This is a genomic window from Nonomuraea sp. NPDC003754 (assembly GCF_053605785.1).
In genome coordinates, this window is sequence record NZ_JBSGJX010000014.1 from 76,800 (window position 1) to 103,358 (window position 26,559).

Here is a 26,559-nt window from a genome sequence, read left to right on the forward strand (position 1 = left end):
ATCGTCCGGGATGGTCACGCCCCGCAATGCCACGTGCTGTACAAAATCAGACGTTCTCCCTCAGACGCTGAGAGACCACCTGGGTGACGCCGTCGCCGCGCATCGACACGCCGTACAGGGCGTCGGCGATCTCCATCGTCCGCTTGTTGTGCGTGATGACGATCAGCTGGGAATTCTCCCTCAGCTCCTCGAACAGCGTCAGCAGGCGTTGCGTGTTGGTGTCGTCGAGCGCCGCCTCGACCTCGTCCATCACGTAGAAGGGCGACGGCCGCGCCTTGAAGATGGAGACCAGGAACGCGACCGCCGTCAGCGACCGCTCGCCGCCCGACAGCAGCGACAGCCGCTTGACCTTCTTGCCCGGCGGCCTGGCCTCCACCTCGATGCCCGTGGTCAGCATGTCGCTGGGATCGGTCAGGATCAACCGCCCCTCCCCTCCGGGGAAGACGCGGGTGAAGATCTGCTCGAACTCCCTGGCCACGTCCTCGTAGGCGGAGGCGAACATCTGCTCCACCCTGTTGTCGACCTCCTGCACGACGGTCATCAGCTCGCGCCGCGTCTTCTTGAGGTCCTCAAGCTGGGAGGTCAGGAACGCGTGGCGCTCCTCCAGCGCCGCGAACTCCTCCAGCGCCAGCGGGTTGACCTTGCCGAGCTGGTTCATCTGCCGCTCGGCGGCCTTCATCCGCTTCTCCTGCTCCTCGCGCACGTAGGGAACGGGCGGGTCGCCGGGGACCAGGGCGGCGGGGCCGTACTCGGCGATCAGCGCCTCGGAGGAGATGCCGAACTCCTCCAGCGCCCGCTCTTCCATCTGCTCGAGTCGCATCCGCTGCTCGGTGCGGGCCATCTCGCTGCCGTGCACCCTGTTGACCAGCTTGTCGAGCTCCTGGCCGAGCTCCCTGACGCGCAGCCGTACCTGCTTGAGCTCGGCGTCGACGGCCACCCGCGCCAGGTCGGCCTCGTCGCGCTCCCGCGCGGCCAGCTCGATCGAGGCTGCCAGGGCCCGCAGCACCTGCTTGGCGCCGCGCACCACCGAGTCGGCGACCGCCGCCTGCCGCCTGCGCCGCTCCCGCTGCGCGGCGGCCGTCAGCCGCTCCTGGCGCTCGCGCTGGGCGGCCTGCAGCAGCCCGTCGGCCCGGCCCGCGATGCCCTTGACCCGCTCCTCGGCCGTGCGGACCTGCAGGCGGGTCTCCATCTCGGCCTGTCTGGCCAGCTGGCAGGCGGTGGCCAGCTCGTCGCGCACCTCGGTGGTCGGCTCGGTCTCCAGCTCCTGGGCGTACTCGGCCTCGGCGAGCTCGATCTCCAGCTCCGACAGCTCGGCCAGCCCCTCCTCGCGCGCCTCCTGCGCCGCGCGCACGCCGGCCGCCAGGCGCTCGGACTCCTCGGCCGCCGCCGTGGCTGCGGCGCCCAGCTGGGCCAGCCGCCTGGCCGCCGCCGCGCCGGCCTGGTCGGCCTCGCGCTGGCGGGCCCTGACCCGGTCGAGCGCGCTCTGCGCGGCGCTCACCCCGGCCTGCGCGCTCCCGGCGGCGCTCTGCGCCTCGTTGACGTGGGACTGCGCGGCCTCCAGCGCGGCCTGCGCGGCCAGCTCGCCGGCCGCTGCCGCCTCCAGGTCGACCGCCGTGCGCTCGGCGCGCTCCCTCGCCTCCTCCAGGTCGGCGACGGCGTCGTCGAGCGCGGCCCGCACCTGCAGGACGGAGGTGCCGCCCTCGGATCCGCCGCTGGCCAGGTGGGCGCCGACGACGTCGCCGCCCCGCGTGACGGCCCGCACCTCCGGTTGCCGCTCGACGAGGAGGCGGGCCGCCTCGAGGTCGGTCACGACCGCGACGTCCGCCAGCAGATGGTCGACCGCCGCCCGCAGCTGCTCGGGCACGCCGACCAGCTCGGCCGCCCACCGGCCCGCGTCCGGCAGGACGGCCCGCCCGCCCGCCGAACCCGCGAGCCCGTCAGGGGCCGCCGTCACCAGCAACGTCGCCTGTCCCGCGTCCTTGGCCCGCAGGTGCTCCAGCGACTCCACCGCCGCGCCGAGCGACTCGACGGCGACCGCCTCGGCCACCTGCCCGAGGGCGGCCGCGACGGCCACCTCGAAGCCTGGCGTGACCGTCATCGTGGCGGCCAGCGGCCCGAGCACTCCCGGCAGGCCGGCCGCCACCAGCGCGGCCCCGCCGTCGGCGCCCTTGGCCAGGCCCAGCTCCAGCGCCTCACGACGGGCCTGGAGCGCCGCGACGGACCGCTGCGCCTCCTGGTCGGCGCCGCGTGCCGCGGCGGCCGCGGCCTTGGCGGCCTGCAGCTCCGCGCGCGGCACGGCCAGCGCCTCCTTGGCCCGCTCGACGGCCTCGCGCGCGGCGTCGGCCGCCGATGCGGCCTCCTCGACGGCCGCCTGGGCCGTCAGCAGCTCCTCGGTGAGCGCCGGATCGACGGCGGGCTCCTCGGCCTCCTGGGCCTGCAGCTCCTCGCGGGCGCGGGCGGCCCGCTCGTCGGCCTCCGCGACCGCCCTGCTCAGCCTGCCGATCTCGTCCTCGGCGGCGCGGGCCCTGCTGCGCGCGGAGTCGACCCGCCCGCGCAGCCTGGCCAGCCCTTCGCGCCGGTCGGCCGCCGCCCTGGCGGCCATCGCCAGGCGCTGCTCCTCCGCCTTCAGCGCGGCCTCGGCCTCCTCGCGCCTGCCCACGGCCGCCTCCAGCAGCTCCTGGGCCTGCTCCAGCGCCGCGGCCAGCTCCAGCTCCTGCTCGCGAACCTCGGCCGCCTCCCGCTCCAGCTCCTCGGGATCGCGGCCGCGCCGCTCGATCGAGGCGGCGTCGAGGGCGTGCCGGTGGCGCTCGGCCGCCAGGTGCTCCAGACCGGTGAAGCGTTCGCGCAGCGACGCGAGGCGGAAGAAGGTCTCCTGGGCGGCGGTGAGCCTGGGCTGCGCCTCGGCCTCGGCCGCCTCCAGCGCCTCCTCCCGCCGCTGCCCCTCGGCCAGCTCGGCCTCCACCTGCGCCCTGCGCGCCAGGATCGCCGCCTCGTCGGCCGCCTCCCTTTCGAGGGTCTCGCGCAGGATGCACACGTCGTCGGCCAGCAGGCGCAGCCGCGCGTCGCGCAGGTCCGCCTGGATCACGGCGGCCTTGCGGGCGATCTCGGCCTGCCGGCCGAGCGGCTTGAGCTGGCGGCGCAGCTCCGTGGCCAGGTCCTGGGCGCGGGTGAGGTTGGCCTGCATCGCGTCGAGCTTCCGCAGCGCCTTCTCCTTGCGCTTGCGGTGCTTGAGAACGCCGGCGGCCTCCTCGATGAAGGCCCGCCGGTCCTCGGGACCCGCGTGGAGAACCGCGTCGAGCTGCCCCTGGCCCACGATGACGTGCATCTCGCGGCCGATGCCCGAGTCGGACAGCAGCTCCTGGATGTCGAGCAGCCGGCAGGTGTCGCCGTTGATCGCGTACTCGCTCTGGCCCGACCTGAACATCAGGCGGCTGATCGTGACCTCGGTGTAGTCGATCGGGAGCGCGCCGTCGCTGTTGTCGATCGTCAGCGTCACCTCGGCCCGGCCCAGCGGCGGGCGGCTGGAGGTGCCGGCGAAGATGACGTCCTCCATCTTGCCCCCGCGCAGCGACTTGGCGCTGTGCTCGCCCATGACCCAGGCGAGGGCGTCGACGACGTTGGACTTGCCCGAGCCGTTGGGGCCGACCACGCAGGTGATGCCGGGTTCGAGGCGGAGGACGGTGGCCGAGGCGAAGGACTTGAAGCCGCGCAGCGTGAGGGTCTTCAGATACACCGAACGCTGCCCTCCCCTGAAACGACTTCGGGAAAGCCTACTGGGCCGCGGACCCGGCCGCTGGTCACCGCGCGTTCCACACGGGACGGGCAGTAAAAACGCCGCCAAGAAAAGGCGGCGGAGAAAATAGCAAGGGACGTCTCTCCGAGACGTCCCTGATGTGGCGCTCCCGATCTCTCAGGTGAGAGCCGGCTCGCGCTCCTGCAGACGGCTGAACGCCTCGTCACGAGTCTGCGCCGCAAGAGCGTCGTTTTGTGCCTGGAGCCGGGTGAGTTCTGCCTCCAGGTCACGGATCCGCTGCTGCAACCGCCGCATCTCCGAGACCATCCGAGGATCAGGACCGCCGACGTGGCCGAGTAGAGCCTTCGCCATGGTAAAGGGTCCTCCACGCTGAGTGACCAGATTGGTTCGCGCACTTGTTGTTCTGCGGGAGGAGTGCGCGTGGTACCTAACAAGAGTCGCATCGGCAGTGTGGGCGGTCAAGTCGAACGCACCGCATGTCCCTTCCGATGGGCACTCCCGACATACAAATATACCCTATTTGGAGCGTTTGACGAAAGGCCTACCGTTCCACAAACCCACTCAAACTACCTCGTGCTTCACTCCAGCGCTCCACAACTCCATCGACTCTGCCCGGGGTGTCGCAACCCTTGAGCAGCTCGACCAGCTTGACGCCCGCCTCCCTGGACCCCTCGGCCACCACTTCCACCCGGCCGTCCGGGGTGTTACGGGCCCAGCCGACCAGCCCCAGCTCCAGCGCCCGCGCCCTGGTCCACCAGCGGAACCCCACACCCTGCACATGGCCCCGCACCCACGCGGTCAACCGTACGTTCTCACTCATGACCCACTCCTGCCTGCTGGAAGGCGCGCACCGACGCCGTCTCCCCCTCCTTGCGCCAGACCAGGCCGAGCACCGAGTCGGGCAACCCCTCGACCGGCACGAACGTGATGTCGTCGCGCCCGTGGTAGGCCGCGGTCGGGGTGCAGAACAGCATGGCACCCCTGTTCAGCGCGACCAGCGTGAGCCCTTCCTGGCTCGTGGAGACCGTACCCGCCGAGGGGATCGGACGGCCGAGCGGCGTCGTCGCAGGCGCGGTCAGCTCGCGCCACCGGCGCGGCGCGGGGCCGTCGAGACCCACGAGCGGCAGCTCGGCCAGCTCCTCCGCCCCGATGCGCGCCCGGCCCGCCAGCGGGTGGCGCGGCGAGAGGGCCACCTTCAGCGGGACCTTGTTCAGCCCCGTCCCCGTCACCAGGTCGGGCTCGTCCACGGGCAGCAGCGTGAAACTCAGATCCACCCTGCCCTCGCGCAGCTTGCCGAACGGATCGGCCATCGGCACCTCGACCAGCTCCACCGCACAGGCGGGATGGCGCCGCTCGAACTCCCTGACCGTGCCGGTGACGACGTCCGTGGGGGTGCCCAGGAAACCCACCCGCAGCACGCCCTCGACCCGGCGAGCAGCCGACCTGGCCCTGCCGACCGCGATCGCCAGGCCGTCGTAGGCCGGGCGCAGGTCACCCAGGAAGCGCTCGCCCAGCGGCGTCAGCCGTACCCGCCTGCTGGTGCGGTCGAACAGCCGCGCCCCGATACGCGTCTCCAGCGCCCGTACGAGCTGGCTGACCCGGCCGGGCGACAGGTAGAGGCGTTCGGCGGCCCTGGCGAAGTGCAGTTCCTCGCTGAGCACGACGAAGCACTCCAGTTCCCTGAACTCCATCACGACTCCTTAGCCTGACTAAACCAAGGGTTCGATCCTCGTCATTGTTCCCGCACCCCCAGCCCCCGAAGGCTGTGACCATGACGACGATCGACACCGCCAGGGTGCCCTGGCTCGCCGTGTCCGCCGTGGCGGCGGGCACCTTCACCATCGTGACCAGCGAGATGTTGCCCGTCGGCCTGCTGACGCCCATGGCCGCGACCCTGGGCGTCTCCGCCGGCACGGCGGGGCTGACCATGACGGCGCCGGGCATCGTGGCCGCGCTCTCGGCGCCCCTGCTGACCGTGGTGGCCGGCCGGCTCGACCGGCGCGTGGTGCTGGTCGCGCTCATGGCCCTGCTCGTGGGCGCGAACCTGCTGGCCGCCGTGGCACCCGCCTACCCGGTGATGCTGGCCGCCAGGGTGCTGGTCGGGGTGAGCATCGGGGGGTTCTGGGCGTTCGCCGCCGGCCTGGCCGGACGGCTGGTGCCCGAACGGCACGTCGGCAGGGCCGCCGCCATGATCGCCGGTGGTGTCTCCGTGGCCTCGGTGCTCGGCGTGCCCGCGGGCACCCTGATCCTCTCGTGGGCGGGGTGGCGGGCGGCGTTCGTGGCGGTGGCGGTGCTCGCCGTCGCGGTCCTGGCCGCGCTCGTCCTGCTGCTGCCGCCGCTGCTGCCCACCCGCGCCGTACGGCCCGCCGAACTCGCCGGCGTCTGGCGCGACCCCGCCCTCAGGACCGTCCTGGTCGCCACCGCGCTCGTAGTGACCGGCCACTTCGCCGCCTACACCTACATCCGCCCGTTCCTCGAGCAGGTCTCGGGCGCCGGCCCCGCGCTGATCAGCGGCCTGCTCCTCGCGTACGGCGTCGCCGGCGTCATCGGCAACGCCGGCGCCGGCAACCAGGCGGCCCGCCGCCCGCGAGAGGTCATGGTGGCGCTCGCCGCCCTCATCGCGGTCTCGACGGCCGGGCTGCCGCTCGCGGGCGCCCTGATGATCCTGCTGTGGGGCCTGTCCTACGGCGGCGTCTCGGTGACCGGCCAGCTCTGGGTCATCAGGGCAGACGGCGGCGAGGCGGGCATGGCCATGCTGTCGTCGATCTTCAACGCGGCCATCGCGCTGGGCGCGCTGCTCGGCGGCCGGCTCGTGGACGCCGCGTCGCCGAGCGCGGCCATGGCGTTCGGGGCCGCGCTCGCCCTGCTCACCGCGGCTTACGCTGGCATCTGGGGCAGGAGAAGGACGACCGGTTCATGAACGCGTCGCGCCTGATCGGCGTGCCGCACCGCGAGCAGGGCAGGTCACGCCTGCCGTAGGCCTCGAGCGAGCGGTCGAAGTAGCCGCTCTCCCCGTTGACGTTGACGTAGAGGCTGTCGAACGAGGTGCCGCCCTGCAGCAGGGCGGCGCTCATCACCTGGCGCACCGCCGCGAGCAGCTCGGCGATCTTGGCTTTGGAGAGCGTCTCCGTGGGACGCGCCCAGTGCAGCCGGGCCAGCCAGAGCGCCTCGTCGGCGTAGATGTTGCCGACGCCGCTGATCAGCGACTGGTCGAGCAGCGCCCGCTTGATCTCGGTGCGTCTGGCCCGCAGCCGGCGGGTGAACAGCTCCTCGTCGAAGGCCGGCTCGAACGGGTCGGGCGCGATGTGCGCGATGGGCTCAGGCACGCCGCCGGCCAGCGAGGTGAGCATCACGTGGCCGAAGGTCCGCTGGTCGACGAAGCGCAGGTCGTTGCCGCCGTCGGCGAACGACAGCCGCACCCTGAGATGCTTCTCCGGCGCGGTGTCCGGCGCGACCACCAGTAGCTGGCCGCTCATGCCGAGATGGGCCAGGATCGCCTCGTCGCCGTCGAGCGGCAGCCACAGGTACTTGCCGCGCCGCTCGGCGGAGACGATCACGCGGTCGGCGACGTCGAAGACGCCCGCCTGCCGGCGCACCGCCCGCGGGTGCAGCACGTCACTGGCTGCGATCGTCCGCCCGGCGACCCAGGTGGCCAGGCCCCGGCGGACGACTTCTACCTCGGGCAGCTCCGGCATCTAGCCCGCCGGCTGGCTCTCGCGCTGGTCCCGGCGCGCCCTGATGCGGGTCCACGCGGCCTCGGCCGCCTGCTGCTCGGCCTCCTTCTTGCTGCGGCCCTTGCCCGAGCCGTAGGACTCGCCACCGACCCGCACCTCGGCGGTGAAGGACTTGGCGTGGTCGGGACCGCTCTCCTCGACGTGGTACTCGGGCACGCCCAGCGCCTCGGAGGCGGTGAGCTCCTGCAGCGAGGTCTTCCAGTCGAGGCCCGCCCCGAGCGAGGCCGAGCGCGTGATGAGCGGGTCGAACAGCAGGTGGACGACCCTGAACGCCTCGTCGAGACCGAGGTCGACGTAGATGGCGCCGATCAGCGCCTCGAGGGTGTCGGCGAGGATCGACGACTTGTCGCGACCCCCGGTGCCCTCCTCGCCCCTGCCCAGGCGCAGGAACTTGCCCAGACCGAGCTGGCGGGCCACGTCGGCCAGCGCCCGCATGTTGACCACCGCCGCCCTGAGCTTGGCCAGCTGGCCCTCGGGCAGGTCGGGGTGGTTGCGGTAGAGGGTGTCGGTGACGACCAGGCCCAGCACCGAGTCGCCGAGGAACTCCAGGCGCTCGTTGGTGGGCAGGCCGCCGTTCTCGTAGGCGTACGAGCGGTGCGTCAGCGCCCGCTCCAGGATGTCGGGGTCGAGCCTGACGGACAGCACCCGCTCAAGCTCGTCTCGCGCGACTTCGACGGCAACTGGCTTGGGACCTGTGCCCACGTTCTCTCCTCCTCAGAGCATCTCTCCTGAACGCGTGGGCGAGGGAACTGAGAGATGCCCGAAAACGTGGTGGGCGTCGGGGGCACTGCCCCGGCGTCCACCACGGCCGCGGGCGAACCGCCGCCGCACGCACCTGAGACGGTGACGCCGACCGGGCGCTTTCGCATCCGGTCGGCACTCCGTCAACAGCCGTGAAGAAGCACGACCGCGCCGTGCTCCTTGCTGGAATGTGCGATCAGGCGGACGGCTCGATGACCTGACGGCGGTTGTAGGTGCCGCAGGTCGGGCACGCGATGTGCGGCTGCTTGGGCGAACGGCACTGCGGGCAGCTCACCAGCGCGACAGCAGACGTCTTCCACTGGGCGCGGCGGGAGCGGGTGTTGCTCCGCGACATCTTCCGCTTCGGGACGGCCACGTCACTTCTCCTGATCGTTATCGTTCTCGGAAAACAGACCTTGCAACGACGCCCAGCGAGCGTCGATCTTCTCGTGCCCGTGGTCAGCGCCGGCCTCGGCCAGCTTGACCCCGCACTCCACGCACAACCCCTGGCAGTCTTCACCGCAGACCGGGCTGAGCGGCAGTGCGAGCACCACCGCGTCGCGGAACGTCGGCTCGAGGTCGAGAAGGTCACCGTCGAGCAGTGAGTCCTCCTCCGAGGCGTCCTCGTCGGTGTAGAAGAACAGCTCCTGCACGCCGACCTCGATCTCCGAGGAGAGTGGGTCGAGGCACCGTACGCACTCCCCCGCGAGGGGCGCGCGTGCGGAACCCGTGACGAGCACGCCTTCCATCACTGCTTCAAGCCGGATGTCCAGCTCGACTTCGGCGTCCTTGGGGACACCGATCATGTCGACGCCGAGATTCGCCGGTGCCGGGAGGGACAGGGTCATCCGCCGCATCGAACCCGGCCGCCTGCCCAGGTCATGAGTGGAGATCACCCACGGGGCGCGGGGGTCGAGGTGCTGAGTCATCCTGCTCTCGCTAGGCATGGCGAAACCGTCGCCGTCGTACAAGGCCAGATAGAAACGATACCAGGCGCCGGTCAGCCCCTGAGCCGTTCGATCAAGAGCTTGTGCACGAGATCCGGGACGAGCCCCGAGACATCGCCGCCGTAGCGGGCGATCTCCTTCACCCGCGACGACGACAGGAACGAGTATTCCGGGTTCGTCGGCATGAAGAGCGTCTCCACGCCGGACAGCCGGTAGTTGAGCTGCGCCATCTGCAGTTCGTAGTCGAAGTCGCTGACCACGCGGATGCCCTTGACGATGGCGGGGATGTCGTTCTGCCGGCAGAAGTCGACGAGCAGGCCGTGGAACTTCTCGACCCTGACGTTGGGATACTCCTTGGTCACCGTCTGGAGGATGTCGATGCGCTCCTCCACGGTGAACAGGCTCTTCTTCTCGATGTTGATCAGAACGGCGACCGTCACCTCGTCGTACAGCCGGGCGGCCCGGCTGATGATGTCGAGGTGTCCGTTGGTGATGGGGTCGAACGACCCCGGGCACACTACGCGGCGCACATCGCCTCCCACGTTTACGGGTTCCCGGCGGCGCGACCGTACCAAACGGCCGCTTCGCCGTATCGACGGACCCTCTCCTCCTCGTAGCCCGGGGGCCACACCAGGTCTTTTCCCCTGCTCTCGCGTTCCACCGCGACCAGCGCGCCCGGCGCGAGCCACCCGTTGTCGCGCAGCGACTCCAGGACCCTCGTCACCTCCTCGCCGGTGACGGCGTAGGGCGGATCGGCGAAGACGATGTCGTACGGCTCGCCTGGCCTGGCCAGCAGCCGCTCCACCTTGTCGGCCACCACGCTCGCCGCCGCGAAACCCAGGTCCCTGACGTTCGCCTTGATCGCCCTGACCGCCCTCGGATCGGCCTCGACCAGCAGCGCGTGGGCCGCGCCCCTCGACAGCGCCTCGAGCCCGACCGCCCCCGAACCGGCGTACAGGTCGATCACCCGCGCGCCCTCCAGCCCGTGCAGCGCGTCGAGGGTCGAGAAAATCCCTTCTCTCGCCCTGTCACTGGTAGGCCGCGTCGTCCTGCCCTGCGGCACGGCCAACCGCCTGCCACCCGCGCTTCCCGCGATGATCCGCGTCATGCCGCCCATTCTTCCGCATGTCCGTGCAGGTCAAGAGTGGACAAGTGTCTGCCTCGACTGCGCAAGGGTCGTAGCCACACCCCGTGACGGCCAGCATGATGATGACTGCGACCTTCGAGGTGACCCACATGAAGGTCGACCGGCGTGATCGTGAGCCCTTCCGCACGCCGGTTCCCTCGGCACCTGACCCGAGGGTGGGCCCAGCCGGGGACGGCATTCGGGGGGAGGCCGTCCCCGGCGCTGGGCGTTTTCAGGGTCATCTTGTATGGCGAAGCCGAGTTTCGGCCACCGCCGTCACGGGTGACCATCCGTCCTTCACGCCACTCCAGCTCACCGGCGCGCCCCGGGCCGCCGATCAGGTCTTCTCCAGGAAGTCGGCCTTCTCGTCGCCCAGGAGACGGTCGATCTCCGCCCGGAGCCCCTGGTGCGCCGACAGCGAGGGGTCGGCCTCCAGCAAGGCCGCCGCCTCCTGACGGGCGGCGACGATCACCTCCTCGTCGCGCAGCAGCTGCAGCATCTTCAGCGACGAGCGCTTGCCCGACTGCGCGGCCCCCAGCACGTCGCCCTCGCGCCGCTGCTCCAGGTCGACACGCGACAGCTCGAACCCGTCGAGCGTGGCGGCCACCGCGTCGAGGCGCTCGCGGGCCGGCGTGCCCGTCGCGAACTCCGTCACCAGCAGGCACAGCCCCGGCAGCCCGCCCCGGCCGACCCGCCCTCTGAGCTGGTGGAGCTGGGAGACGCCGAACCGGTCGGCGTCCATGATGATCATGACGGAGGAGTTGGGGACGTCGACGCCCACCTCGATCACCGTCGTCGCCACCAGCACGTCGACCTCGCCACGGGAGAAGGCCCGCATGATCGCGTCCTTCTCCTCGGGCGGGAGCTTGCCGTGCAGCACCTCCACCCGCAGCCCGTGGAGCGGCCCTGAGGCGAGCATCTCGGCCACCTCGAGCACGGCGAGCGGCGGTCGCTTGTCGTCGTCGGAGGCGGCCAGGTCGCCCTCGTCGCCCTCCAGGTCGCCGATGCGCGGGCACACGATGTAGGCCTGGCGGCCCAGGCCGACCTCCTCCCGCACCCGCTCCCAGGTGCGCTCCAGGTAGTGAGGTTTCTCGGCGGCGGGGACGACGTGGGAGGTGATCGGCGCGCGGCCCGACGGGAGCTGCGAGAGCGTCGAGACCTCCAGGTCGCCGAAGACGGTCATCGCGACCGTGCGCGGGATCGGCGTGGCGGTCATGACCAGCACGTGGGGCCGCCCGCCGGAGACCTTCTCGCGCAGCGCGTCACGCTGCTCGACGCCGAACCTGTGCTGCTCGTCGACCACGACCAGGCCGAGGTCGGCGAACTGCACGTGTTCCTGCAGCAGCGCGTGGGTGCCGACGACGATGCCCGCCGTACCCGACGCGGCGTCGAGGAGGGCGACGCGGCGCGCGGCCGCGCCCATGGAGCCGGTGAGCAGCGCCACCGTGGTGCCGCCGAACATGCCGCCCGTGGCCAGGTCGCCCAGCATCGCGGTGATGGAGCGGTGGTGCTGCTGGGCCAGCACCTCGGTGGGCGCGAGCAGCACCGCCTGGCCGCCCCCGTCGACGACCTGCAGCATCGCGCGCAGCGCCACCACCGTCTTGCCCGCGCCCACCTCGCCCTGCAGCAGCCGGTGCATCGGGTGCGCCTGGGCGAGGTCGGCGGCGATCTCCTCGCCGACCGCCGCCTGCCCCTCGGTCAGCGAGAACGGCAGGCGCTCGTCGAAGGAGTCGAGCAGGCCGCCCGCCACCCGCGGGCGCGCCTTGGCCGGCCAGGCGACCGCCGCCCGCCTGCGCTGCAGCAGGACGGACTGCAGGACGAACGCCTCGTCGAACTTCAGCCGCTTCTGCGCCCGCACCACGTCGCCGAAGTCCTTCGGCCGGTGGACCGCCTCCAGCGCGTCGGCCAGGTCGGGCAGCTTGTGGCGGCGGCGCAGCTCCAGCGGCAGCGGGTCGTCGAGCGGGCCGAGGGTGTCGAGGACGACTCCCACCGCCCTGCGGATCGCCCACGGGGTGACGTCCTTGCCCGCCGGGTAGATCGGCACCGGCGCCGCCGCGAACTCCTCCGCGCTCGCCTCGGCCTCGTCCTCGAACAGCTCGAACTCGGGGTGGCTGAGCTGCCAGCGCGGGGTGCCGCGCGCGCCGAACAGGCCGACCTTGCCGGCGAACATGCCGCGCCGGCCGGTCCGCAGCCGCGACTCGGCCACGTGGGAGCCCTTGCCGAAGAACGACAGGTAGATCTTCTTGCCGGTGCCGTCGACGACCTCGACCTCGAGCCACGTGCCGCCCCTGTTGCGCATGGGCTTGCGCATCAGCCTGGTGACCTCGCCGACCACGGTGACGTGCTCGTCGACCTCGAGCGCGTCGAGCGAGGTGAGCTCGCCCCGCTCGGCATAGCGGCGGGGGTAGTGGCGTAGCAGGTCGCCGACGGTCTCCAGCTCCAGGACGCTCTCCAGGAGCTTGGCGGTCTTGGGATCGAGCGCCTTGGACAGCGGCTCGTCGAATCGACTCACGTCAACCAGTTCTACCGCCTGAGACCGACAGGATATTCACTCGACACCGATGAGCAACGGGTAGCCGCCCTGCTCGCCCTCGTGGACGGCGACCTCCACGTCGGGTCTGGTCCGCGCCAGGAAGCCGGTCACCGCCTCGGCGAGCCGTTCGGGCGCGTCGGCTCCGGTGACGAGCGTGACCAGCTCGCCGCCGCCGGCCACCATCCTGTCGACGATCCGCTCGGCGACCTCGGCCAGCGTGTCGCCGATGAGGGCCACGTCGCCGTCGATCATGCCCAGCACGTCGCCGGGCCTGCACAGGCCGGCGCTGGTGAGCACCCGCCGGTCGGCGACGGTCAGGTGGCCGTAGCGGGTGTGGCCGGCCGCGTCCGTCATGGCCACCACGTCGTCGTCGAAGCGGCGCAGCGGATCGTGGACGGCCAGCGCCGCCAGGCCCTGCACGGTGGCCTTGGTCGGCAGCACGCTCACCACCACGCCGTCCTCGCGCGCGATCTCCGCCGCCGCGACGGCGACCGCCCGCACGCCCTCGTCGTTCGGCAGCACCGCGACCTCGCTGCCCGATTCGCGGATCGCCGCCAGCATCACCGGCAGCGACGGGCTGGAGCCCGGCTCCCGCCGTACGACGACGGCGCCGCACTCCTCGAACAGGGCCGCGATGCCCGCGCCCGCGGCCACCGCCACCACTCCCCTGCCGCCCGCGGCCCGGTGCGTACGGCCGGGCGCGGCCAGGTAGGTCACCCTGATGCGGTGCGGCCTGCCCACCCGCAGCGCCGCCTCGATCGCCTGGCCGGCCTCGTCGACGTGCACGTGGACGTTCCACAGCCCGTCGCCGCCGACCACCACCAGGGAGTCGCCGAGCGCGTCGAGCTCGGCGCGCAGCTTGCCGACCGCCTCGTCGTCGGCGTCGAGCAGGTACATCACCTCGTAGCCTGCGCCCGACTCGGTCATCGGGGTCACGCGCCGTGTCGGCGCGGGCACCTCGTAGCGCTGGGTGTAGGAGTCGGTGACGACCTCGGCGAGCGCCTCCATGATGATCGCCACGCCGGCGCCGCCCGCGTCGACCACTCCGCTGCGGGCCAGCACGTCGAGCTGGTCAGGCGTACCGCGCAGCGCCGTCCGGGCCTGTGCCGCCGCCCGCCGCGCGGTCGCGTCGAGGTCGCCGTCTCCCGGGTCCGCGGCGACCGCCTCCAGCACGCTCAGCACGGTGCCCTCGACCGGTCTGGCCACCGCGCCCCTGGCCAGCTCCGCCGCCCTGGCCAGCGCCCCGCGCAGGTCGGCGGCGGTGCCCTCGCGCTCCTTCAGCACCTCGGCCATGCCCCTGAGCGCCTGGCTGACGATGACGCCCGAGTTGCCCTTGGCCCCGACCAGCGCGCCGTACGCGAGGGTCTGCCACACCACGGCGGCCCCGACGTCCTCCGGCAGCGCCTCGACCGCCTCGGCCGCCGAGATCATGGTGAGGTGCAGGTTGGTGCCGGTGTCGCCGTCGGCGACCGGGAAGACGTTGAGCGCGTCGATGTCGGCCCGCGCGGTTCCCAGCGCGTCGGCGGCCAGCCGTACCCAGCGGCGCACCGCGGGCGGGTCGAGAACCTCCATGTGTGCTCCCTCGCGGCCGCGATGCGCTAGCGTTTATTGCGGAGAATATCCCCAACATCCGCGTGTTGCCGCGTGAGTTCGCGGTCATGGGCCTGGATCGGATATCCTCGTCTGGCTGGCCGGTTGTCCCGGCATGCCCTCCGCCCGAAAGATCCAAGCGGACTGGGCTTATCGACTGAAAAGGAGCGATACCGTGGCTTCGGTCTGCGATGTCTGCCGTAAGGGCCCGACCTTCGGTAACAACGTGTCCCACTCCCACCGTCGCACCCGTCGTCGTTGGAACCCCAACATCCAGACGGTGCGCGCGGTCGTTGGCGGCACGCCGAAGAAGCTGAACGTGTGCACCTCGTGCATCAAGGCGGGCAAGGTCGCCCGCTAACCTTCACGACTTCCGGAAAGCCCGGCGCTCTTGAGCGCCGGGCTTTCGGCGTCTGTAGAGGGAGCTAGACCGCGGGTAGAGGTTTCTTACACCCGGACGAACATCTGCTCGAAGAGCGGTTTGCGTCACGCTCCGTGTGGTCTCTATGGTCAGCGCGTGACGATCACGCTAACCCCCCGCCACAATATGATCAAGAAGATAGGCGTCACCCTCCCCGGCGACCTCTACGCCTGGATGCAGGACATGGTCGAGCAGGGTCACGCCGACTCGGTCTCCGGTCTCATCATCGAGACGCTCGCCTCCCGGCGGCAGCTGGCCCAGCTGGCCATGCTGGTCGCCGACCTGAAGGAGGAGTTCGGCGAGCCGGGGCCCGAGGCGAAGGCCTGGACGCGGGAGGCCCTCGAACGGGCCAGGGCCGCGCGCGAAGGCAGGTTGCCGACCGACGGGCAGGAGTCGTGATGACACCGGAGCCGGCGGAGCGCTTCGTTCTCGACTCCGGCGCGCTGATCCAGCTCGAACGAGGCGACCAGCGGATGATCGAGCTGTTCAGCCAGGTCCTCGAAGGCCAGATCGTCGTCACGATCCCGCGCATGGCGCTGGCCGAGGTGCGCCGTACCGGCCTGCGGCACTCCAGGCTGGCGGCACTGGTGAAGCTCGCCGACGCGCCCGCCGCCACACGCGTGATGCTCGACGAGCTCACCCCTCAGCGCGCGAAGGAGATCGGCAAGAAGATCGGTGAGTGCGGCCACGACGACATCGTCGACGTCAACGTCGCCCTGTGCGGCAGGAGCCGGGTGAGCAAACGGGTCGACTGCACGGTCGTCACCGCCGATCGGGGCGGTCTGGTGCGCGTCGACCCCGAGCTGGCCCACGCCATCACCGACATCTGACCGCTACTGGCGCCACATCCACGCGTGGTCGACCGGACCGATGCCGTCGCCCAGGGGGAAGCCGCGGGCGATCGCGCCCGTGACGTACTCCTTGGCCTTGCCGACCGCGGTCGGCACGTCGTCGCCGAGCGCCAGCCGGGAGGCGATGGCCGAGGCCAGCGTGCAGCCCGTGCCGTGGGTGTGCCTGTTGTCCAGGCGCCGCGCGCTGAAGCGGTACTCCTCGGTGCCGTCGGTCAGCAGGTCGACCGGCTCGCCGGGCAGGTGGCCGCCCTTGATGAGGGCCCACGCGGGACCGAGCGCGAGGATGGAGTCGGCGGCGCGGCGCAGGCCGTCCTCGTCCTCCACCTTGACCGAGGTGAGCTGCTCGACCTCCCACAGGTTCGGGGTGACCACGGTCGCGATCGGCAGCAGCCGCGTCTTGATCGTGTCGATCGCCTCAGGGACGAGCAGCGGGTCGCCGTGCTTGGAGACCCCCACGGGGTCCACGACGACGGGCGCCCCCGCCGCGGCCAGCGCCTCGGAGACCGTCTCGACGAGGACCGGCGACGCCAGCATGCCGGTCTTGATCGCCTGCGCGCCGATGTCGCTGAGCACCGAGTCGAGCTGGGCGCGCACCGCCTCGGGCGGCAGCTCCCAGTACCCCTGCACACCCAGTGAGTTCTGCGCGGTCACGGCGGCGATGACGCTCATGCCATGGACGCCGAGCGCCAGCATGGTCTTGAGGTCCGCCTGGATGCCGGCGCCGCCACCGGAGTCGGATCCGGCGACGGTGAGTACGCGAGGAGGGGTCATGGCATCCATCCAACCACTCAGCCGACCGTGCACTCCCCGCCGACCAGACCGCAGGAGACCGGGGCGTCGCCGCTGCCGGTCGCGGTGAACGTGACCTCGACGGACTCACCGGCGGCCAGCGTGGTGCGCGGCTGGAGGACCAGCAGGCCGCCGTCCTGCACCCACTGCGCCCCCCGGACCGCGGAGACCAGGCCGTCCACGGGGATGCTGAGGGTCCAGTCGTTCAGCGACCTGGTCGAGTCGTTCACCACCTGCACCTCGGCGGTGTAACCGGCCAGGCGCTGCCGTACGACGTCGAACCTGACGTTGACGGCCGCGCCGCCGCTGCTGGTGGAGCTGGACTGGGAGCCGGAGCCGGTGCCCGAGGTGGAGCTGGTCACGGGATCGGGGACACCGGGCTGGCCGGTGTTGTTCGCCTCCCGCATGTCGGACGGCTCGGCCGTGGGCGTGGGCTCCTCGGAGGGCTCGGGGTCCTCGGGCACGGCGGACCTGGTGGGCCGGTCGGACGGCCGCGGCGTGGTGGTACGGCGGGGCCCGCGCTCGGGAGCGGTCGAGGCCGACGGGCGCGGCCGGACCGCGGCCTTGGTCTCCGACGGCTGGTCCGTCGGCTCCTCCGTGGGCTCCTCGGCGGTCTCCTCAGCGGCGGGGTCGCTCTCCTCCGCGCTCGGGTCGGGCTCGGTGGCCTCGGAGGTCTCGGAGACGGGCGAGGCCGACTGGCTCGTCGTCCCCGCGCCCGCCTTGGACGCCTCGCCGGAGGAGCTCACCATCCGCACGCCCACGACGGTACCGCCGAGCACGATGGCGACGGCGGCCACCGACAGGAGCGCGACCTTGCCCCTGCCGCCCTGCCCCGACTCGCGCGCCTCGGCGGCGGGGCGGCGCCTGCCGCGCCGCCCGCGGGACGACCGGTCCTCCCGCTCGTCCTCCCAGTCCGCGTTCTCGCTCCACTCGCCGCCGGAGAGGAAGGCCGTCTCGTTGGGCTCGGCGGCGTCCTCCCACGCGGCCACGGGCTGCCGCGGCGGGCCGGTGGCCACGAGCCTGTCGGTCGGCGAGCTGGTGACGGGATGGGGGCCCGTGGCGGGACCTCCGGCGTCGTCGAGGCCCTGCCCGCCGTACGGTGCCCCGCCGGGGACCGGGTCGCCGAACGCGGGGTCGCCGAAGACGCGGTCGCCGAACACGGCGGTCTCCCCGTGCCCGGGTCCGCCGAAAGCGTCGTCGCCCTGCCCGCCGAATGCGGGGTCAGCGGGGCCACGGCCGCCGGGAGCCTGCTCCCCGAAGCCGGGCGCGGCCCGGCCCGCGTCACCGAACGCCGAACCGCCGTACGCCCGGTCACCGAAGCCTGAGTCGGGACCAGGGCCTGGGTCGCCGAAGAAGGAGTCCTGGCCAGGGCCGGGGTCGCCGAAGAAGGAGTCCGGGCGAGGTCCGCGGTCGCCGGAGCCGGGGCCGGGGTCGCCGAAGAAGGAAGAGCCGGCGCCCGAGGGGCCGCCGCCGAAGGCGGAGACGGGGTCGCCGAAGGCGTCACGGGCCGACATGGGCTCCGTCGCGGGACGGCCCAGCATGTCGGGCTGCTGCGGCGGCACAGCCCACTCCCCCGTCGAGGGACCGGCCTGGAACTGCTGGTCGATCTGGTCGGGCGGTGCGGGCCACCCTGCCTGATCGGCCACGGGCGCCATGAAGGCCCCCGTGGTGATGGGGTCGTCGGAGGAGCGAAAGTCCGCCTTACGGGGGTCTTCCGAGTCGCGTCCCCCTTGGTTCCACGCGTTCTCTGGTTCGCCGGTGCCGTGGCGGGCCATGTTTGCCCTTCCTGCCGGATACATGGGCCGCCCATCTTAATAACATCTTTAATACGCGTTTGTCACAACTTTCCCGAGGGTATCTTCTCGGAACGGCTCTTTCACGCTCTGAAGTGATCCCAGCCGCCGGGTCCCACCGCGCGTCCGGTGACCTGCACCTTCGCCCCCTCGGTCACGTGGCCGACGACGGTCCAGTGGGGCGGAAGCCGCACTTCCGCAGGGAAGACCGCGGCCAGAGAGTGATCTTCGCCACCCGTGAGCACCCAGTCGAGTGGATCGGTCCCGAGCTCCTTCGCGGCGGCTGAGACCGGCTCGCCGATGGGAAAGGCGGCGGGATCGAGGGTGATGCCCACACCGCTCGCCTCGGCCACGTGTCCGAGGTCCTGCAGCAGCCCGTCGCTGACGTCCAGCATCGCCGTGGCGCCCAGCCGAGCCGCCTCTGGACCTCGCTCGTACGGCGGTCGCGGCCGCCGGTGCGCCTCGACCGCCTCCAGCAGCGGCCCGGCCTCCGGAACGATCCCGGCGTCCAGCACGGCGAGCCCCGCGGCCGCGTAGCCCAGCCGCCCCGCGTAGGCGACCACCTGGCCGGGGCGCGCTCCCGCACGGGTGACGGGCGCCTGCCCCGCGAGGTCGCCCAGCGCGGTCACACCGATCACCACGCGCTCGGAGCGGGCGATGTCACCGCCGACCACGCTGGCGCCGACCAGCGCGCACTCGTCCCTGAACCCGTCGGCCAGCCCGTCGACCCACTCCACGGGAACGTCACCCGGCATGCCGAGCCCCACCACGAGCGAGGTGGGAACAGCCCCCATTGCGGCAATATCGGAAAGATTCTGTGCTGCGGCCTTCCTGCCTACGTCATACGCGCTGGACCAATCACGGCGAAAGTGCCTACCCTCGATCAACAAGTCCGTTGTCACTACGACCCGCCCATCGGGCGATTTCACCACCGCGGCGTCGTCACCAGGACCGAGCAGCACGCTCTCACCCTGTGGCAAGCGCCGAGCAATGCGCGCTACAACTCCGAACTCGCCGAGATCTCCGACTGTGATGACGCACCTCCTACTCATAAGAGACATGCCCACCAAAACGCCAGCCACCGTACGGCATGGACAGAACCCACGTTTCTCATGAGGTGGCACACAGGGTACGGTGGCCCTTCGGCGCTGATCCAATCGCCCGGGAGGACGTAATGGTGCAGGCGTACATCCTGATCCAGACCGAGGTCGGCAAGGCCGCCGCAGTGGCTCGCGAGATCTCCGGCATCATCGGGGTCACCCAGGCCGAGGACGTGACAGGTCCCTACGACGTGATCGTGCGCGCCGAGGCCCGCAACGTGGACGAGCTCGGCAAGCTGGTCGTCGCCCAGATCCAGGCGGTCGAGGGGATAACGCGTACGCTGACGTGCCCTATCGTCCACATATGAAGCGAGGCGTCGCCGTCCTGGCGCTGGTCCTGCTCGCCGGGTGCGGCGGCGCCGTCCAGGTCGAACCACCCGCCCCCCAGGGGGAGGCGGTGGCGGCGTGCACGAAACTCTCCAGCCTGCTGCCCCAGCAGGTCGACGGGGCGGGGCGGGTGGCGTCCACGCCCGAGTCGCCGTACGTCGCCGTCTGGGGCTCGGCCGAGATCGCGCTGCGCTGCGGGGTACCGCGGCCTGCCCGGATGGCCGCCACCGACCAGCTCCTCGAACTCGACGGGGTGGGCTGGTTCGCCGACCCCACGACGCCGACGCTGTTCACGGCGGTGACCGACACCGCCTACGTCGAGGTGACGATCGCGAAGACGCACGAGGCGTCCAGCGTGCTGATCGACCTGGCCGAGCCCGTCAAGAAGGCCACCGGCTGACCGGGGGGCCGGCCGGGGCAGGAGACGCGCCCCCGGACGCCGGCCCCGGGGAACAGCCCCCGAGCGCCGGTCAGGGGCGCGGAACGGCTCAGCGCAGCCCGGCGCGGCGGTTGAGCGCGAGCTGGATGAGCCGCTCCACCAGCTGCCCGTAGTCGAGCCCGGTGGCCGCCCACAGCTGCGGCGCCACCGACAGCGACGTGAACCCGGGCATGGTGTTGATCTCGTTGAGGATCAGCCGCCCGTCAGGGGTGTAGAAGAAGTCGACCCTGGACAGCCCCTCGCAGCCGAGCGCCTCGAAGGCTCGTACCGCCATCGCCCGCAGTTCCTCGGCCTTGCCGGCCGGGATGTCCGCGGGCACGTCGAGCGACATCTGGTCCGGGTAGTACTTGGCCTCGAAGTCGAAGAACTCCTGGCCGCCCTGCACGAGCACCTCGCCGGGCACGGAGGCGGCCGGCGGCTCGTCGCCGAGCGACTCCAGCACCGCGCACTCGATCTCGCGGCCGACGATCGCCGCCTCTACCAGCACCTTCGGGTCGTGCGCCCGGGCGTGCTCGACGGCCGCCTCCAGCGACGCCCGGTCGTGGGCCTTGGAGATGCCCTGGCTGGAGCCCGCGCGGGCGGGCTTGACGAACACCGGCCAGCCGAGCTCCTCCACCTCCTTGACCACGCGCTCCCTGTCGAGGCGCCAGTCGCGCTCGCGCACCACCACGTGGCGGCCGACGGGCAGCCCGGCGGCGGCGAGGATGGCCTTCATGTACGCCTTGTCCATGCCGACGGCGCTGGCCAGCACGCCGGAGCCGACGTAGCGCACGCCCGCCATCTCCAGCAGGCCCTGGATCGTGCCGTCCTCGGCGAAGGGGCCGTGCATGACGGGGAAGACGACGTCGACGGTGCCGAGCTCGACCGGGATGCTGCCCTGCTCGTAGGTCACCAGCGCACCCTCGCCCGACGGCAGGGCCAGCTCGGCGCCCGAGGTGTCGACCACGGGCAGCTCGCCGTCCTCGATGGCGAACCGCTGGTCACTCGCGGCGAGCACCCACCGGCCGTCCTGGGCGATCCCGATGGGGATCACCTCGTACTTGGACCTGTCGATCACTTCGAGTACGCTGCCCGCCCCCATGAGGGAGACGGCGTGCTCGGAGTTGCGACCACCGAAAACGACCGCGACGCGTGGCTTGCTCATGTCGCCCGAATCTACCCTGCTTGGGAGTCAAGGGCTCGTGTCACGTCCGCCACGAGATCTTCGACGTCCTCGAGCCCGATCGTGAAGCGTACGGCGGCGCCCTGCCTGACGGCGGAGGTGCTGCAGCCGATCAGCCGCAGCGACGTGACGAGGTCGTCGGCGTCGCCGCGCGGCGTGACACTCACCCGCGGACCGAACCGCGTGCCCTCGGGTCCCGAGTCGAACAGCCGGCGGGCCAGGTGGTGCCCCGGATGGTGGGGCAGGCCCGGGTAGTCGACGGCGGCCACGCCGGGATGCTTGGCCACGGCCGCGACGAACTCCATGGCGGTCGCGCACCTGCGCCTGACCCGCAGCGTCAGCGTCTCCAGCGCGCCGAGCAGCGCGGCCTCGTCGGCGGGCGAGAGGGGCGCGCCGAGGTCGTCGGTGAGCCTGCGCATCAGGTCGTGGCGGCCGACGACGACGCCGCCCTCGCGGTCGCCGAGGAGCGTGCCGGTCGAGTGGATGACCAGGTCGGCGCCGTGTTCGAGCGGGCGGCAGACGATCGGCGTGGCCAGCGTGGAGTCGACCACGAGCATCGCGCCGGCCTCCCTGGCCAGGCGGTACAGCCCGCGCAGGTCGGCCACGGCGGTGTCGGAGAGCGTCTCGACGTATATGATCTTCGTGTTGCCGCGGACGGCCTGCCGTACGGCCGCCAGGTCACCCGTGTCGACGAAGTCGGCGCTGACGCCGAACCTGCCGAGCACGTTGGCGAGCACGCCGGCCCCAGGCGCGGGAGCGATCACGTGCGAGCCGCCGCGCAGGAACGTCAGCAGGACGGCGGCCAGGGCGGCATCGCCCGAGGCGAACGTCTTGCCTGCCACGTTCTCTGGCGCGGCCACGCCCTCGAGGGCGGCCACGGCCGTGGCGTACCCGCCCCCGGCGGGCGCGCGGACGCACCGGGTGTTCTCTCTCACACGCCGTATCTCTCCGGCTTGGGGGTGCGCGACATCAGCAGCACCCCGGCTTCCTCGGGGGTCATGCCGTCGTGGACCACGCCCACCACCACCTCGGTGATCGGCATCTCCACGTCGTGCTTCCTGGCCAGCTCGAGCACCGACTCGCAGGACTTGACGCCCTCGGCCGTCTGCTTGGTGACCGCGACGACCTCGGCCAGCGTCATGCCCTTGCCGAGGTTCTCGCCGAACGTGCGGTTGCGCGACAGCGGCGAGGTGCAGGTGGCGACCAGGTCGCCCATGCCGGCCAGGCCCGCGAACGTGTGCGGGTCGGCGCCGAGCGCCGCGCCCAGCCGGGAGATCTCGGCCAGCCCGCGGGTCATCAGCATGGCGGCCACGTTGTCGCCCATGCCCATGCCGACGGCGACGCCCACCGCCAGCGCGATCACGTTCTTGACCGCGCCGCCCAGCTCCACGCCCACGACGTCGGGGTTGGTGTAGGGCCGGAACCACGGCGGCACGTGGCAGGCCTCCTGCAGGCGTTCGAGGGTGCGCTCGTCAGGGCAGGCGACGACGGTCGCCGCCGGCTGGCCCCTGACGATCTCACCGACCAGGTTGGGGCCGGAGACGACCGCAACCCGCTCCTGCGGCACCTCGGCCACCTCGCAGATGACCTCGCTCATCCGCTTGGTGGTGCCGAGCTCGATGCCCTTCATCAGGCTGACCAGCACCGCGTCGTCCGGCAGGTGGGGCTTCCAGAGGGTGAGGTTCTCCCTGAGCGTCTGCGAGGGGACGCCGAGGACCACGAAGTCGGCGCCGTCCAGCGCCTTGGCCGGGTCGGTCGTCGCGCGCAGCGTCTCGGGCAGCAGGACGCCCGGCAGGTAGTCGGGGTTCTCGTGGCGGCGGTCGATCGCCTCGACGATCTCGGGGCGGCGGCCCCACAGCGTGGTCCGCACGCCGGCGCGCGCCAGGATCATGGCGAACGTGGTGCCCCACGAGCCGGTTCCGAAAACGGCGGCCTTGGTCATCTGATTCACCGCCCTGCCGGGTCGTAGGGGGTCTCCGGAGCTTTCTCTCCCCTGATTTCCGCCAGTTGAACGGTGATCGCGGCCATGATGTCGGCGGTCGCCTCACGCAGCACCGGACCTCGCAACGGCTGCCCCTCGTACTTCGACAGGTCGACGGGAGGTCCGACCCGTACGGTGAACGTCTTGCGAGGAAAGAGTCTCGGCTTCTTTTCCCCGTAGGGCAACAGCTCGTGCGCACCCCAGTGGGCGACAGGGATGACGGTCGCCCCCGTCTGCAGCGCCAGGCGGGCGACGCCGGTCTTGCCGACCATCGGCCACAGCCCGGGATCGCGGGTGACGGTCCCCTCGGGATAGAACATGATCGCGCCCCCGTCGCGCAGCCGCTGCTCGGAGATCTCCAGCGACCGGGCGGCCTCGGCGGTGCCCCGGTCCACCGGGATCGCCTGCAGCGCGCGCACCGCGGCGCCCAGGAACGGCACCCTGAACAGCGACGCCTTGGCGAGAATGACCGGCCAGCGCCCGTGGTTGTAGAGGAAGTGCGCGATGAGAACGGGATCGGTCCACGACAGGTGATTGGTCGCGATGATGAGCCCGCCGGTCTTCGGGATCAGCTCGCCCCTGCGCCAGTCCTTCTTGACGAGCAGCCACGAGAGCGGTTTGACGATCACCACCGCGAAGGTCTCCCAAGGGCGGGATGGTCGGCCGGGGCGGCTCATGAACTCCTCCAAGACAGACGACTGCGCCCCAAGTCTCCCGGTTGGCCGCTCAGGATGTCGAGACGAGATGCTTAAGCCTATGAGCATCCGCTGGTCACTCGTCATCCCGGTGAAGACGCTGGTAGCGGCCAAGAGCCGGCTGGCCGCGGCGACCGGGCCGCACCGGACCGCGCTCGCGGTCGCGGTGGCCGGCGACACGCTGTCGGCGGCGCTGGCCGCCGCGCCCGTGGCCAGAGTCATCGTGGTCACGGCCGACCAGGGCGCCGCAGGGCCGCTCGCCGCGCTGGGGGCCGTGGTGGTCCCCGACCCCGACCGCGGTCTCAACACCGCGCTGCGCGCGGGTGCCGCCCATGCGGTACGGCTGGCGCCTGGCGACGCCGTCGGCGCCCTCCAGGCCGACCTGCCCGCCCTGCGCCCCGCAGAGCTGGCCACGGTGCTGGAGGCGGCGGCCGAGTTCGACCAGGCGTTCGTGCCGGACGCGCTCGACGTCGGCACGACCTTCTACGGCGTACGGCCCGGCGTGCCGTTCACCCCCCGTTTCGGCGGCGAGTCGAGGGCCAAGCACCTGGCCGGCGGAGCCAAGGAGCTGACCCTGGAGGGCATCGAGTCGGTCAGGCGTGACGTCGACACCCCCGACGACCTGCGCGCGGCCATCGCGCTGGGCCTCGGCCCGCACACCGCCGAGGTGGTCAGCCGGCTTCGGCTCGCAGACGCCTGATCCACGGCGACACGATGACCGGCAGGTGGGCCGTCGCCGTGCCGAGGCAGGCCACCCACAGCAGCACGCCCACGCTCACCCGCTCGGCCAGCAGGCCGCCGAGCAGGCCGCCGACCGGCATCGCGCTCCACATGAGGAAGCGCATGCTGGCGTTCATCCGGCCGCGCAGGTGGTCGGGGGTGACGGCCTGGCGGTAGCTGCTCTGGGCGACGTTGAAGACGACCGCGGCGACGAGCATCAGGAACAGCCCCAGCGGGTACAGCAGGACCCGCCATCCCTCGCCGGCGAACCCGCCGATCAGCGGGAACAGCCCGGCGAGGACGGCGCCGCCGTACATGGCGCCGCCGTTGCCGTACCTGGCGACGATCTTCGGGGCGAGCGCGCCGCCCAGCACGCCGCCGGCGCCCGCGGCCGAGACGATCAGGCCGTAGGCTCCTGCGCCGAGGTCGAGCTCGCGCACCAGGAACAGCGGCTGGACGATCGCCCACAGGCCGTTGGTGAGCATGTTCAGCGCGCCGACCAGGGCGACGCGGCGCAGCACCTGGTGGCCGAGCACGTATCTGAGCCCTTCGGCGACCTCGGCCTTGACGCTCCTGCGCTCCGCCGGGGCGGCAGGGGTCTCGTCGGCTTTGATCGTCGACAGGACCAGCGCCGAGCAGGCGTACGAGATCGCGTCGGCCAGCAGCGCGAAGGGCGCGGCGAGCACCTGGACCAGCCAGCCGCCGAAGCCGGGCCCGGCCAGCCAGGCGGCGTTGCGCAGCGTCTCCAGGGTGCCGATCCCGGTGGACAGGCCGTCCTTGCGGACGATCGAGGGCAGCAGGCTCATGTGGGCGACGTCGAAGAAGACGGTGCCGACCCCGATGACCAGCGCGACGGCGTAGAGCTGGGCGAGCGTCAGCACGTCGGCGAAGGCCGCCACCGGGACGCTGAACAGCGCCAGCGCGCGCACGCCGTCGGCGGCGACCAGGATGGGACGGCGGCGCATCCGGTCCGCCCACACGCCGGCCGGCAGGCCGATGACCAGGAAGGCGGCCATCTCCGCGGCGGTGAGCAGGCCGAGCTGGAACGGGGTCGCGTCCAGCACCAGCAGGGCGGTCAGCGGCAGGGCCACCAGCGTCACCTGGGTGCCGAACTGGCTGAGGACGTCGGCGCCGACCAGCCGCCGGAAGGCGGAGTTCCGCCAGACGCTTTGCGCAACGGGCACGAAGCGGGATCCTCACCGGTTCCCTGTGCGAGGTCAAACGATTTACGCTGGGGCTCGTGCAGGCGACGGTGCGGAGTTTCGATCCGGAGACCCGTTCGGGGTCGGTGTTCCTCGACGACGGAAGTGTGCTGGAGTTCGGCGCGGAGGCGTTCGACGCGGGGCCGCTACGGCTGTTGCGTACGGGACAGCGCGTGAATCTCGGCGTCTCCGGAGAGGAGATCACCTATGTCACGCTGTCGACTTTCCCGGTGCCCGGCTGAACGGCCCGCTTGCGCAAATAGCACACCTGGATTTCGCAAATAAAACGCCCGGACCCCCTTATCGGGTGTCCGGGCGCTCCGTAGTTACTTACTTCTTCTTGGCGGCCTTCTTGCCTCCGGCGTTGACCAGCTCCTTGAAGTCCGAGCCAGGACGGAACTTCGGCCCCCAGCTCTCGGCCACCTTGATCTCAGCGCCGGTCGACGGGTTCCTGGCCGTGCGCTGCGGCTTGTGGACCATCTCGAACGCGCCGAAGCCCGTGATCGAGACCTTGTCGCCACTCGCGACGGCCTTCTGAATGGCGTCGAGAATGGCGTTCACGGCCTCGGTCGCCGTCTTCTTGTCGCCCACCCGGTCCGCGATGGCGTCGACGAGTTCCCGCTTGTTCATGTAGGTTTCGCTCCCCCTGTTACG

29 protein-coding genes are annotated in these 26,559 nt (G+C 71.7%); 8 read left to right on the forward strand and 21 right to left on the reverse strand.

Going from position 1 to position 26,559, the window contains the following annotated elements:
- Positions 1-46: 46 nt before the first annotated feature.
- The 4 genes from smc to ACWEVS_RS19230 form a co-directional block, all read right to left on the reverse strand.
- Positions 47-3,733, reverse strand: coding sequence for a chromosome segregation protein SMC (gene smc, locus ACWEVS_RS19215; protein ID WP_452552617.1), 3,687 nt, complete (start codon positions 3,731-3,733; stop codon positions 47-49).
- A 177-nt stretch (positions 3,734-3,910) separates the two neighbouring features.
- Entirely contained in the window at positions 3,911-4,105 is a 195-nt protein-coding gene (locus tag ACWEVS_RS19220; RefSeq protein ID WP_183656443.1) for a hypothetical protein, read from the reverse strand.
- Positions 4,106-4,295: 190 nt separating this feature from the next.
- On the reverse strand, positions 4,296-4,574 hold the full coding sequence (locus ACWEVS_RS19225) for an acylphosphatase (protein WP_354909542.1): 279 nt from the start codon (positions 4,572-4,574) through the stop codon (positions 4,296-4,298).
- Complete coding sequence (locus tag ACWEVS_RS19230; RefSeq protein WP_449929313.1) at positions 4,567-5,445, reverse strand: LysR substrate-binding domain-containing protein; 879 nt, start codon at positions 5,443-5,445, stop codon at positions 4,567-4,569. The genes ACWEVS_RS19225 and ACWEVS_RS19230 overlap by 8 nt, the downstream gene beginning before the upstream one ends.
- 80 nt (positions 5,446-5,525) lie before the next feature.
- Here ACWEVS_RS19230 and ACWEVS_RS19235 point away from each other — a divergent pair, with 80 nt between their 5' ends.
- Complete coding sequence (locus ACWEVS_RS19235) at positions 5,526-6,674, forward strand: MFS transporter (protein WP_452552619.1); 1,149 nt, start codon at positions 5,526-5,528, stop codon at positions 6,672-6,674.
- On the opposite strand, the gene mutM is transcribed toward ACWEVS_RS19235, so the two are convergent.
- The 8 genes from mutM to ACWEVS_RS19275 form a co-directional block, all read right to left on the reverse strand.
- Positions 6,622-7,449: a bifunctional DNA-formamidopyrimidine glycosylase/DNA-(apurinic or apyrimidinic site) lyase gene (mutM, locus tag ACWEVS_RS19240; protein ID WP_354909548.1), complete on the reverse strand. Its 828-nt coding sequence runs from the start codon at positions 7,447-7,449 to the stop codon at positions 6,622-6,624. The genes ACWEVS_RS19235 and mutM overlap by 53 nt on opposite strands.
- Positions 7,450-8,190 (reverse strand): ribonuclease III, encoded by a 741-nt coding sequence (gene rnc / locus ACWEVS_RS19245; protein WP_449929308.1) that lies wholly within the window; start codon positions 8,188-8,190, stop codon positions 7,450-7,452.
- Positions 8,191-8,425: 235 nt separating this feature from the next.
- On the reverse strand, positions 8,426-8,605 hold the full coding sequence (gene rpmF / locus ACWEVS_RS19250) for a 50S ribosomal protein L32 (RefSeq protein WP_183656428.1): 180 nt from the start codon (positions 8,603-8,605) through the stop codon (positions 8,426-8,428).
- Position 8,606: 1 nt separating this feature from the next.
- Positions 8,607-9,176 carry a YceD family protein gene (locus tag ACWEVS_RS19255; protein ID WP_452552682.1) on the reverse strand — a complete coding sequence of 190 codons (570 nt, stop codon included), beginning with the start codon at positions 9,174-9,176 and terminating at the stop codon, positions 8,607-8,609.
- A 53-nt stretch (positions 9,177-9,229) separates the two neighbouring features.
- Positions 9,230-9,706, reverse strand: a complete 477-nt coding sequence (gene coaD, locus ACWEVS_RS19260; RefSeq protein WP_354909550.1) for a pantetheine-phosphate adenylyltransferase — start codon at positions 9,704-9,706, stop codon at positions 9,230-9,232.
- A gap of 14 nt (positions 9,707-9,720) precedes the next feature.
- A complete protein-coding gene (gene rsmD, locus ACWEVS_RS19265) occupies positions 9,721-10,284 on the reverse strand; it encodes a 16S rRNA (guanine(966)-N(2))-methyltransferase RsmD (protein ID WP_452552621.1) in 564 nt (187 codons plus the stop codon).
- 355 nt (positions 10,285-10,639) lie between these two features.
- On the reverse strand, positions 10,640-12,814 hold the full coding sequence (gene recG, locus ACWEVS_RS19270) for an ATP-dependent DNA helicase RecG (RefSeq protein WP_452552622.1): 2,175 nt from the start codon (positions 12,812-12,814) through the stop codon (positions 10,640-10,642).
- Positions 12,815-12,850: 36 nt separating this feature from the next.
- Positions 12,851-14,407 carry a DAK2 domain-containing protein gene (locus ACWEVS_RS19275; RefSeq protein WP_452552624.1) on the reverse strand — a complete coding sequence of 519 codons (1,557 nt, stop codon included), beginning with the start codon at positions 14,405-14,407 and terminating at the stop codon, positions 12,851-12,853.
- Between the two features lie 193 nt (positions 14,408-14,600).
- Here ACWEVS_RS19275 and rpmB point away from each other — a divergent pair, with 193 nt between their 5' ends.
- From rpmB to ACWEVS_RS19290, 3 genes are all read left to right on the forward strand, one after another.
- Positions 14,601-14,786 carry a 50S ribosomal protein L28 gene (gene rpmB / locus ACWEVS_RS19280; protein ID WP_354909561.1) on the forward strand — a complete coding sequence of 62 codons (186 nt, stop codon included), beginning with the start codon at positions 14,601-14,603 and terminating at the stop codon, positions 14,784-14,786.
- A 156-nt stretch (positions 14,787-14,942) separates the two neighbouring features.
- Entirely contained in the window at positions 14,943-15,245 is a 303-nt protein-coding gene (locus ACWEVS_RS19285; protein ID WP_354909563.1) for a hypothetical protein, read from the forward strand.
- The gene (locus ACWEVS_RS19290) at positions 15,245-15,676 is read left to right on the forward strand and encodes a hypothetical protein (RefSeq protein ID WP_449929298.1); all 432 of its coding nucleotides are present in this window, start codon (positions 15,245-15,247) and stop codon (positions 15,674-15,676) included. Before ACWEVS_RS19285 ends, ACWEVS_RS19290 begins: the two co-directional genes overlap by 1 nt.
- 3 nt (positions 15,677-15,679) lie before the next feature.
- Here the strand turns inward: ACWEVS_RS19290 and thiD are convergent, their stop codons facing one another.
- The 3 genes from thiD to ACWEVS_RS19305 form a co-directional block, all read right to left on the reverse strand.
- A complete protein-coding gene (thiD, locus tag ACWEVS_RS19295) occupies positions 15,680-16,468 on the reverse strand; it encodes a bifunctional hydroxymethylpyrimidine kinase/phosphomethylpyrimidine kinase (protein ID WP_452552626.1) in 789 nt (262 codons plus the stop codon).
- Positions 16,469-16,485: 17 nt separating this feature from the next.
- The gene (locus ACWEVS_RS19300; RefSeq protein ID WP_452552627.1) at positions 16,486-18,132 is read right to left on the reverse strand and encodes a cellulose binding domain-containing protein; all 1,647 of its coding nucleotides are present in this window, start codon (positions 18,130-18,132) and stop codon (positions 16,486-16,488) included.
- Between the two features lie 230 nt (positions 18,133-18,362).
- The gene (locus ACWEVS_RS19305) at positions 18,363-19,340 is read right to left on the reverse strand and encodes a thiamine-phosphate kinase (protein ID WP_452552684.1); all 978 of its coding nucleotides are present in this window, start codon (positions 19,338-19,340) and stop codon (positions 18,363-18,365) included.
- 113 nt (positions 19,341-19,453) lie between these two features.
- Here ACWEVS_RS19305 and ACWEVS_RS19310 point away from each other — a divergent pair, with 113 nt between their 5' ends.
- Both ACWEVS_RS19310 and ACWEVS_RS19315 read left to right on the forward strand, forming a co-directional pair.
- The gene (locus ACWEVS_RS19310; RefSeq protein ID WP_449929292.1) at positions 19,454-19,687 is read left to right on the forward strand and encodes an Lrp/AsnC family transcriptional regulator; all 234 of its coding nucleotides are present in this window, start codon (positions 19,454-19,456) and stop codon (positions 19,685-19,687) included.
- The gene (locus tag ACWEVS_RS19315; RefSeq protein ID WP_452412476.1) at positions 19,684-20,106 is read left to right on the forward strand and encodes a DUF3515 family protein; all 423 of its coding nucleotides are present in this window, start codon (positions 19,684-19,686) and stop codon (positions 20,104-20,106) included. Before ACWEVS_RS19310 ends, ACWEVS_RS19315 begins: the two co-directional genes overlap by 4 nt.
- 88 nt (positions 20,107-20,194) lie before the next feature.
- Here ACWEVS_RS19315 and ACWEVS_RS19320 read toward each other — a convergent pair whose 3' ends face one another.
- The 4 genes from ACWEVS_RS19320 to ACWEVS_RS19335 are packed head-to-tail and all read right to left on the reverse strand — an operon-like array spanning position 20,195 to position 23,965.
- Positions 20,195-21,289, reverse strand: a complete 1,095-nt coding sequence (locus ACWEVS_RS19320) for a D-alanine--D-alanine ligase family protein (RefSeq protein WP_449929290.1) — start codon at positions 21,287-21,289, stop codon at positions 20,195-20,197.
- Positions 21,290-21,300: 11 nt separating this feature from the next.
- Positions 21,301-22,242, reverse strand: coding sequence for a trans-sulfuration enzyme family protein (locus ACWEVS_RS19325; protein ID WP_449929288.1), 942 nt, complete (start codon positions 22,240-22,242; stop codon positions 21,301-21,303).
- Positions 22,239-23,249 (reverse strand): NAD(P)H-dependent glycerol-3-phosphate dehydrogenase, encoded by a 1,011-nt coding sequence (locus ACWEVS_RS19330; RefSeq protein WP_449929286.1) that lies wholly within the window; start codon positions 23,247-23,249, stop codon positions 22,239-22,241. Before ACWEVS_RS19330 ends, ACWEVS_RS19325 begins: the two co-directional genes overlap by 4 nt.
- A 5-nt stretch (positions 23,250-23,254) precedes the next feature.
- Entirely contained in the window at positions 23,255-23,965 is a 711-nt protein-coding gene (locus tag ACWEVS_RS19335) for a lysophospholipid acyltransferase family protein (protein WP_354909587.1), read from the reverse strand.
- Positions 23,966-24,044: 79 nt separating this feature from the next.
- On the opposite strand from ACWEVS_RS19335, the gene cofC reads away from it, so the two are divergent.
- On the forward strand, positions 24,045-24,683 hold the full coding sequence (gene cofC, locus ACWEVS_RS19340; RefSeq protein WP_354909589.1) for a 2-phospho-L-lactate guanylyltransferase: 639 nt from the start codon (positions 24,045-24,047) through the stop codon (positions 24,681-24,683).
- Here cofC and ACWEVS_RS19345 read toward each other — a convergent pair.
- Positions 24,655-25,887, reverse strand: a complete 1,233-nt coding sequence (locus ACWEVS_RS19345; RefSeq protein WP_452412472.1) for an MFS transporter — start codon at positions 25,885-25,887, stop codon at positions 24,655-24,657. The genes cofC and ACWEVS_RS19345 overlap by 29 nt on opposite strands.
- A 56-nt stretch (positions 25,888-25,943) precedes the next feature.
- On the opposite strand from ACWEVS_RS19345, the gene ACWEVS_RS19350 reads away from it, so the two are divergent.
- A complete protein-coding gene (locus ACWEVS_RS19350) occupies positions 25,944-26,147 on the forward strand; it encodes a hypothetical protein (protein WP_354909594.1) in 204 nt (67 codons plus the stop codon).
- Between the two features lie 88 nt (positions 26,148-26,235).
- Here ACWEVS_RS19350 and ACWEVS_RS19355 read toward each other — a convergent pair whose 3' ends face one another.
- Positions 26,236-26,535, reverse strand: coding sequence for an HU family DNA-binding protein (locus tag ACWEVS_RS19355; RefSeq protein WP_354909596.1), 300 nt, complete (start codon positions 26,533-26,535; stop codon positions 26,236-26,238).
- Positions 26,536-26,559 lie beyond the last annotated feature (24 nt).

What these genes read in the sequence shown, in the direction of transcription:
- mutM (WP_354909548.1), bottom strand. Translation starts at nt 7,449, where the DNA reads ATGCCGGAGCTGCCCGAGGTAGAAGTCGTCCGCCGGGGCCTGGCCACC.
- thiD (WP_452552626.1), bottom strand. Translation starts at nt 16,468, where the DNA reads ATGACCCCTCCTCGCGTACTCACCGTCGCCGGATCCGACTCCGGTGGC.
- ACWEVS_RS19255 (WP_452552682.1), bottom strand. Translation starts at nt 9,176, where the DNA reads ATGCCTAGCGAGAGCAGGATGACTCAGCACCTCGACCCCCGCGCCCCG.
- ACWEVS_RS19320 (WP_449929290.1), bottom strand. Translation starts at nt 21,289, where the DNA reads ATGAGCAAGCCACGCGTCGCGGTCGTTTTCGGTGGTCGCAACTCCGAG.
- ACWEVS_RS19305 (WP_452552684.1), bottom strand. Translation starts at nt 19,340, where the DNA reads ATGTCTCTTATGAGTAGGAGGTGCGTCATCACAGTCGGAGATCTCGGC.
- ACWEVS_RS19275 (WP_452552624.1), bottom strand. Translation starts at nt 14,407, where the DNA reads ATGGAGGTTCTCGACCCGCCCGCGGTGCGCCGCTGGGTACGGCTGGCC.
- ACWEVS_RS19225 (WP_354909542.1), bottom strand. Translation starts at nt 4,574, where the DNA reads ATGAGTGAGAACGTACGGTTGACCGCGTGGGTGCGGGGCCATGTGCAG.
- ACWEVS_RS19330 (WP_449929286.1), bottom strand. Translation starts at nt 23,249, where the DNA reads ATGACCAAGGCCGCCGTTTTCGGAACCGGCTCGTGGGGCACCACGTTC.
- ACWEVS_RS19290 (WP_449929298.1), top strand. Translation starts at nt 15,245, where the DNA reads ATGACACCGGAGCCGGCGGAGCGCTTCGTTCTCGACTCCGGCGCGCTG.
- rsmD (WP_452552621.1), bottom strand. Translation starts at nt 10,284, where the DNA reads ATGACGCGGATCATCGCGGGAAGCGCGGGTGGCAGGCGGTTGGCCGTG.
- ACWEVS_RS19355 (WP_354909596.1), bottom strand. Translation starts at nt 26,535, where the DNA reads ATGAACAAGCGGGAACTCGTCGACGCCATCGCGGACCGGGTGGGCGAC.
- cofC (WP_354909589.1), top strand. Translation starts at nt 24,045, where the DNA reads ATGAGCATCCGCTGGTCACTCGTCATCCCGGTGAAGACGCTGGTAGCG.
- ACWEVS_RS19335 (WP_354909587.1), bottom strand. Translation starts at nt 23,965, where the DNA reads ATGAGCCGCCCCGGCCGACCATCCCGCCCTTGGGAGACCTTCGCGGTG.
- ACWEVS_RS19220 (WP_183656443.1), bottom strand. Translation starts at nt 4,105, where the DNA reads ATGGCGAAGGCTCTACTCGGCCACGTCGGCGGTCCTGATCCTCGGATG.
- ACWEVS_RS19230 (WP_449929313.1), bottom strand. Translation starts at nt 5,445, where the DNA reads ATGGAGTTCAGGGAACTGGAGTGCTTCGTCGTGCTCAGCGAGGAACTG.
- ACWEVS_RS19315 (WP_452412476.1), top strand. Translation starts at nt 19,684, where the DNA reads ATGAAGCGAGGCGTCGCCGTCCTGGCGCTGGTCCTGCTCGCCGGGTGC.
- ACWEVS_RS19235 (WP_452552619.1), top strand. Translation starts at nt 5,526, where the DNA reads ATGACGACGATCGACACCGCCAGGGTGCCCTGGCTCGCCGTGTCCGCC.
- ACWEVS_RS19310 (WP_449929292.1), top strand. Translation starts at nt 19,454, where the DNA reads ATGGTGCAGGCGTACATCCTGATCCAGACCGAGGTCGGCAAGGCCGCC.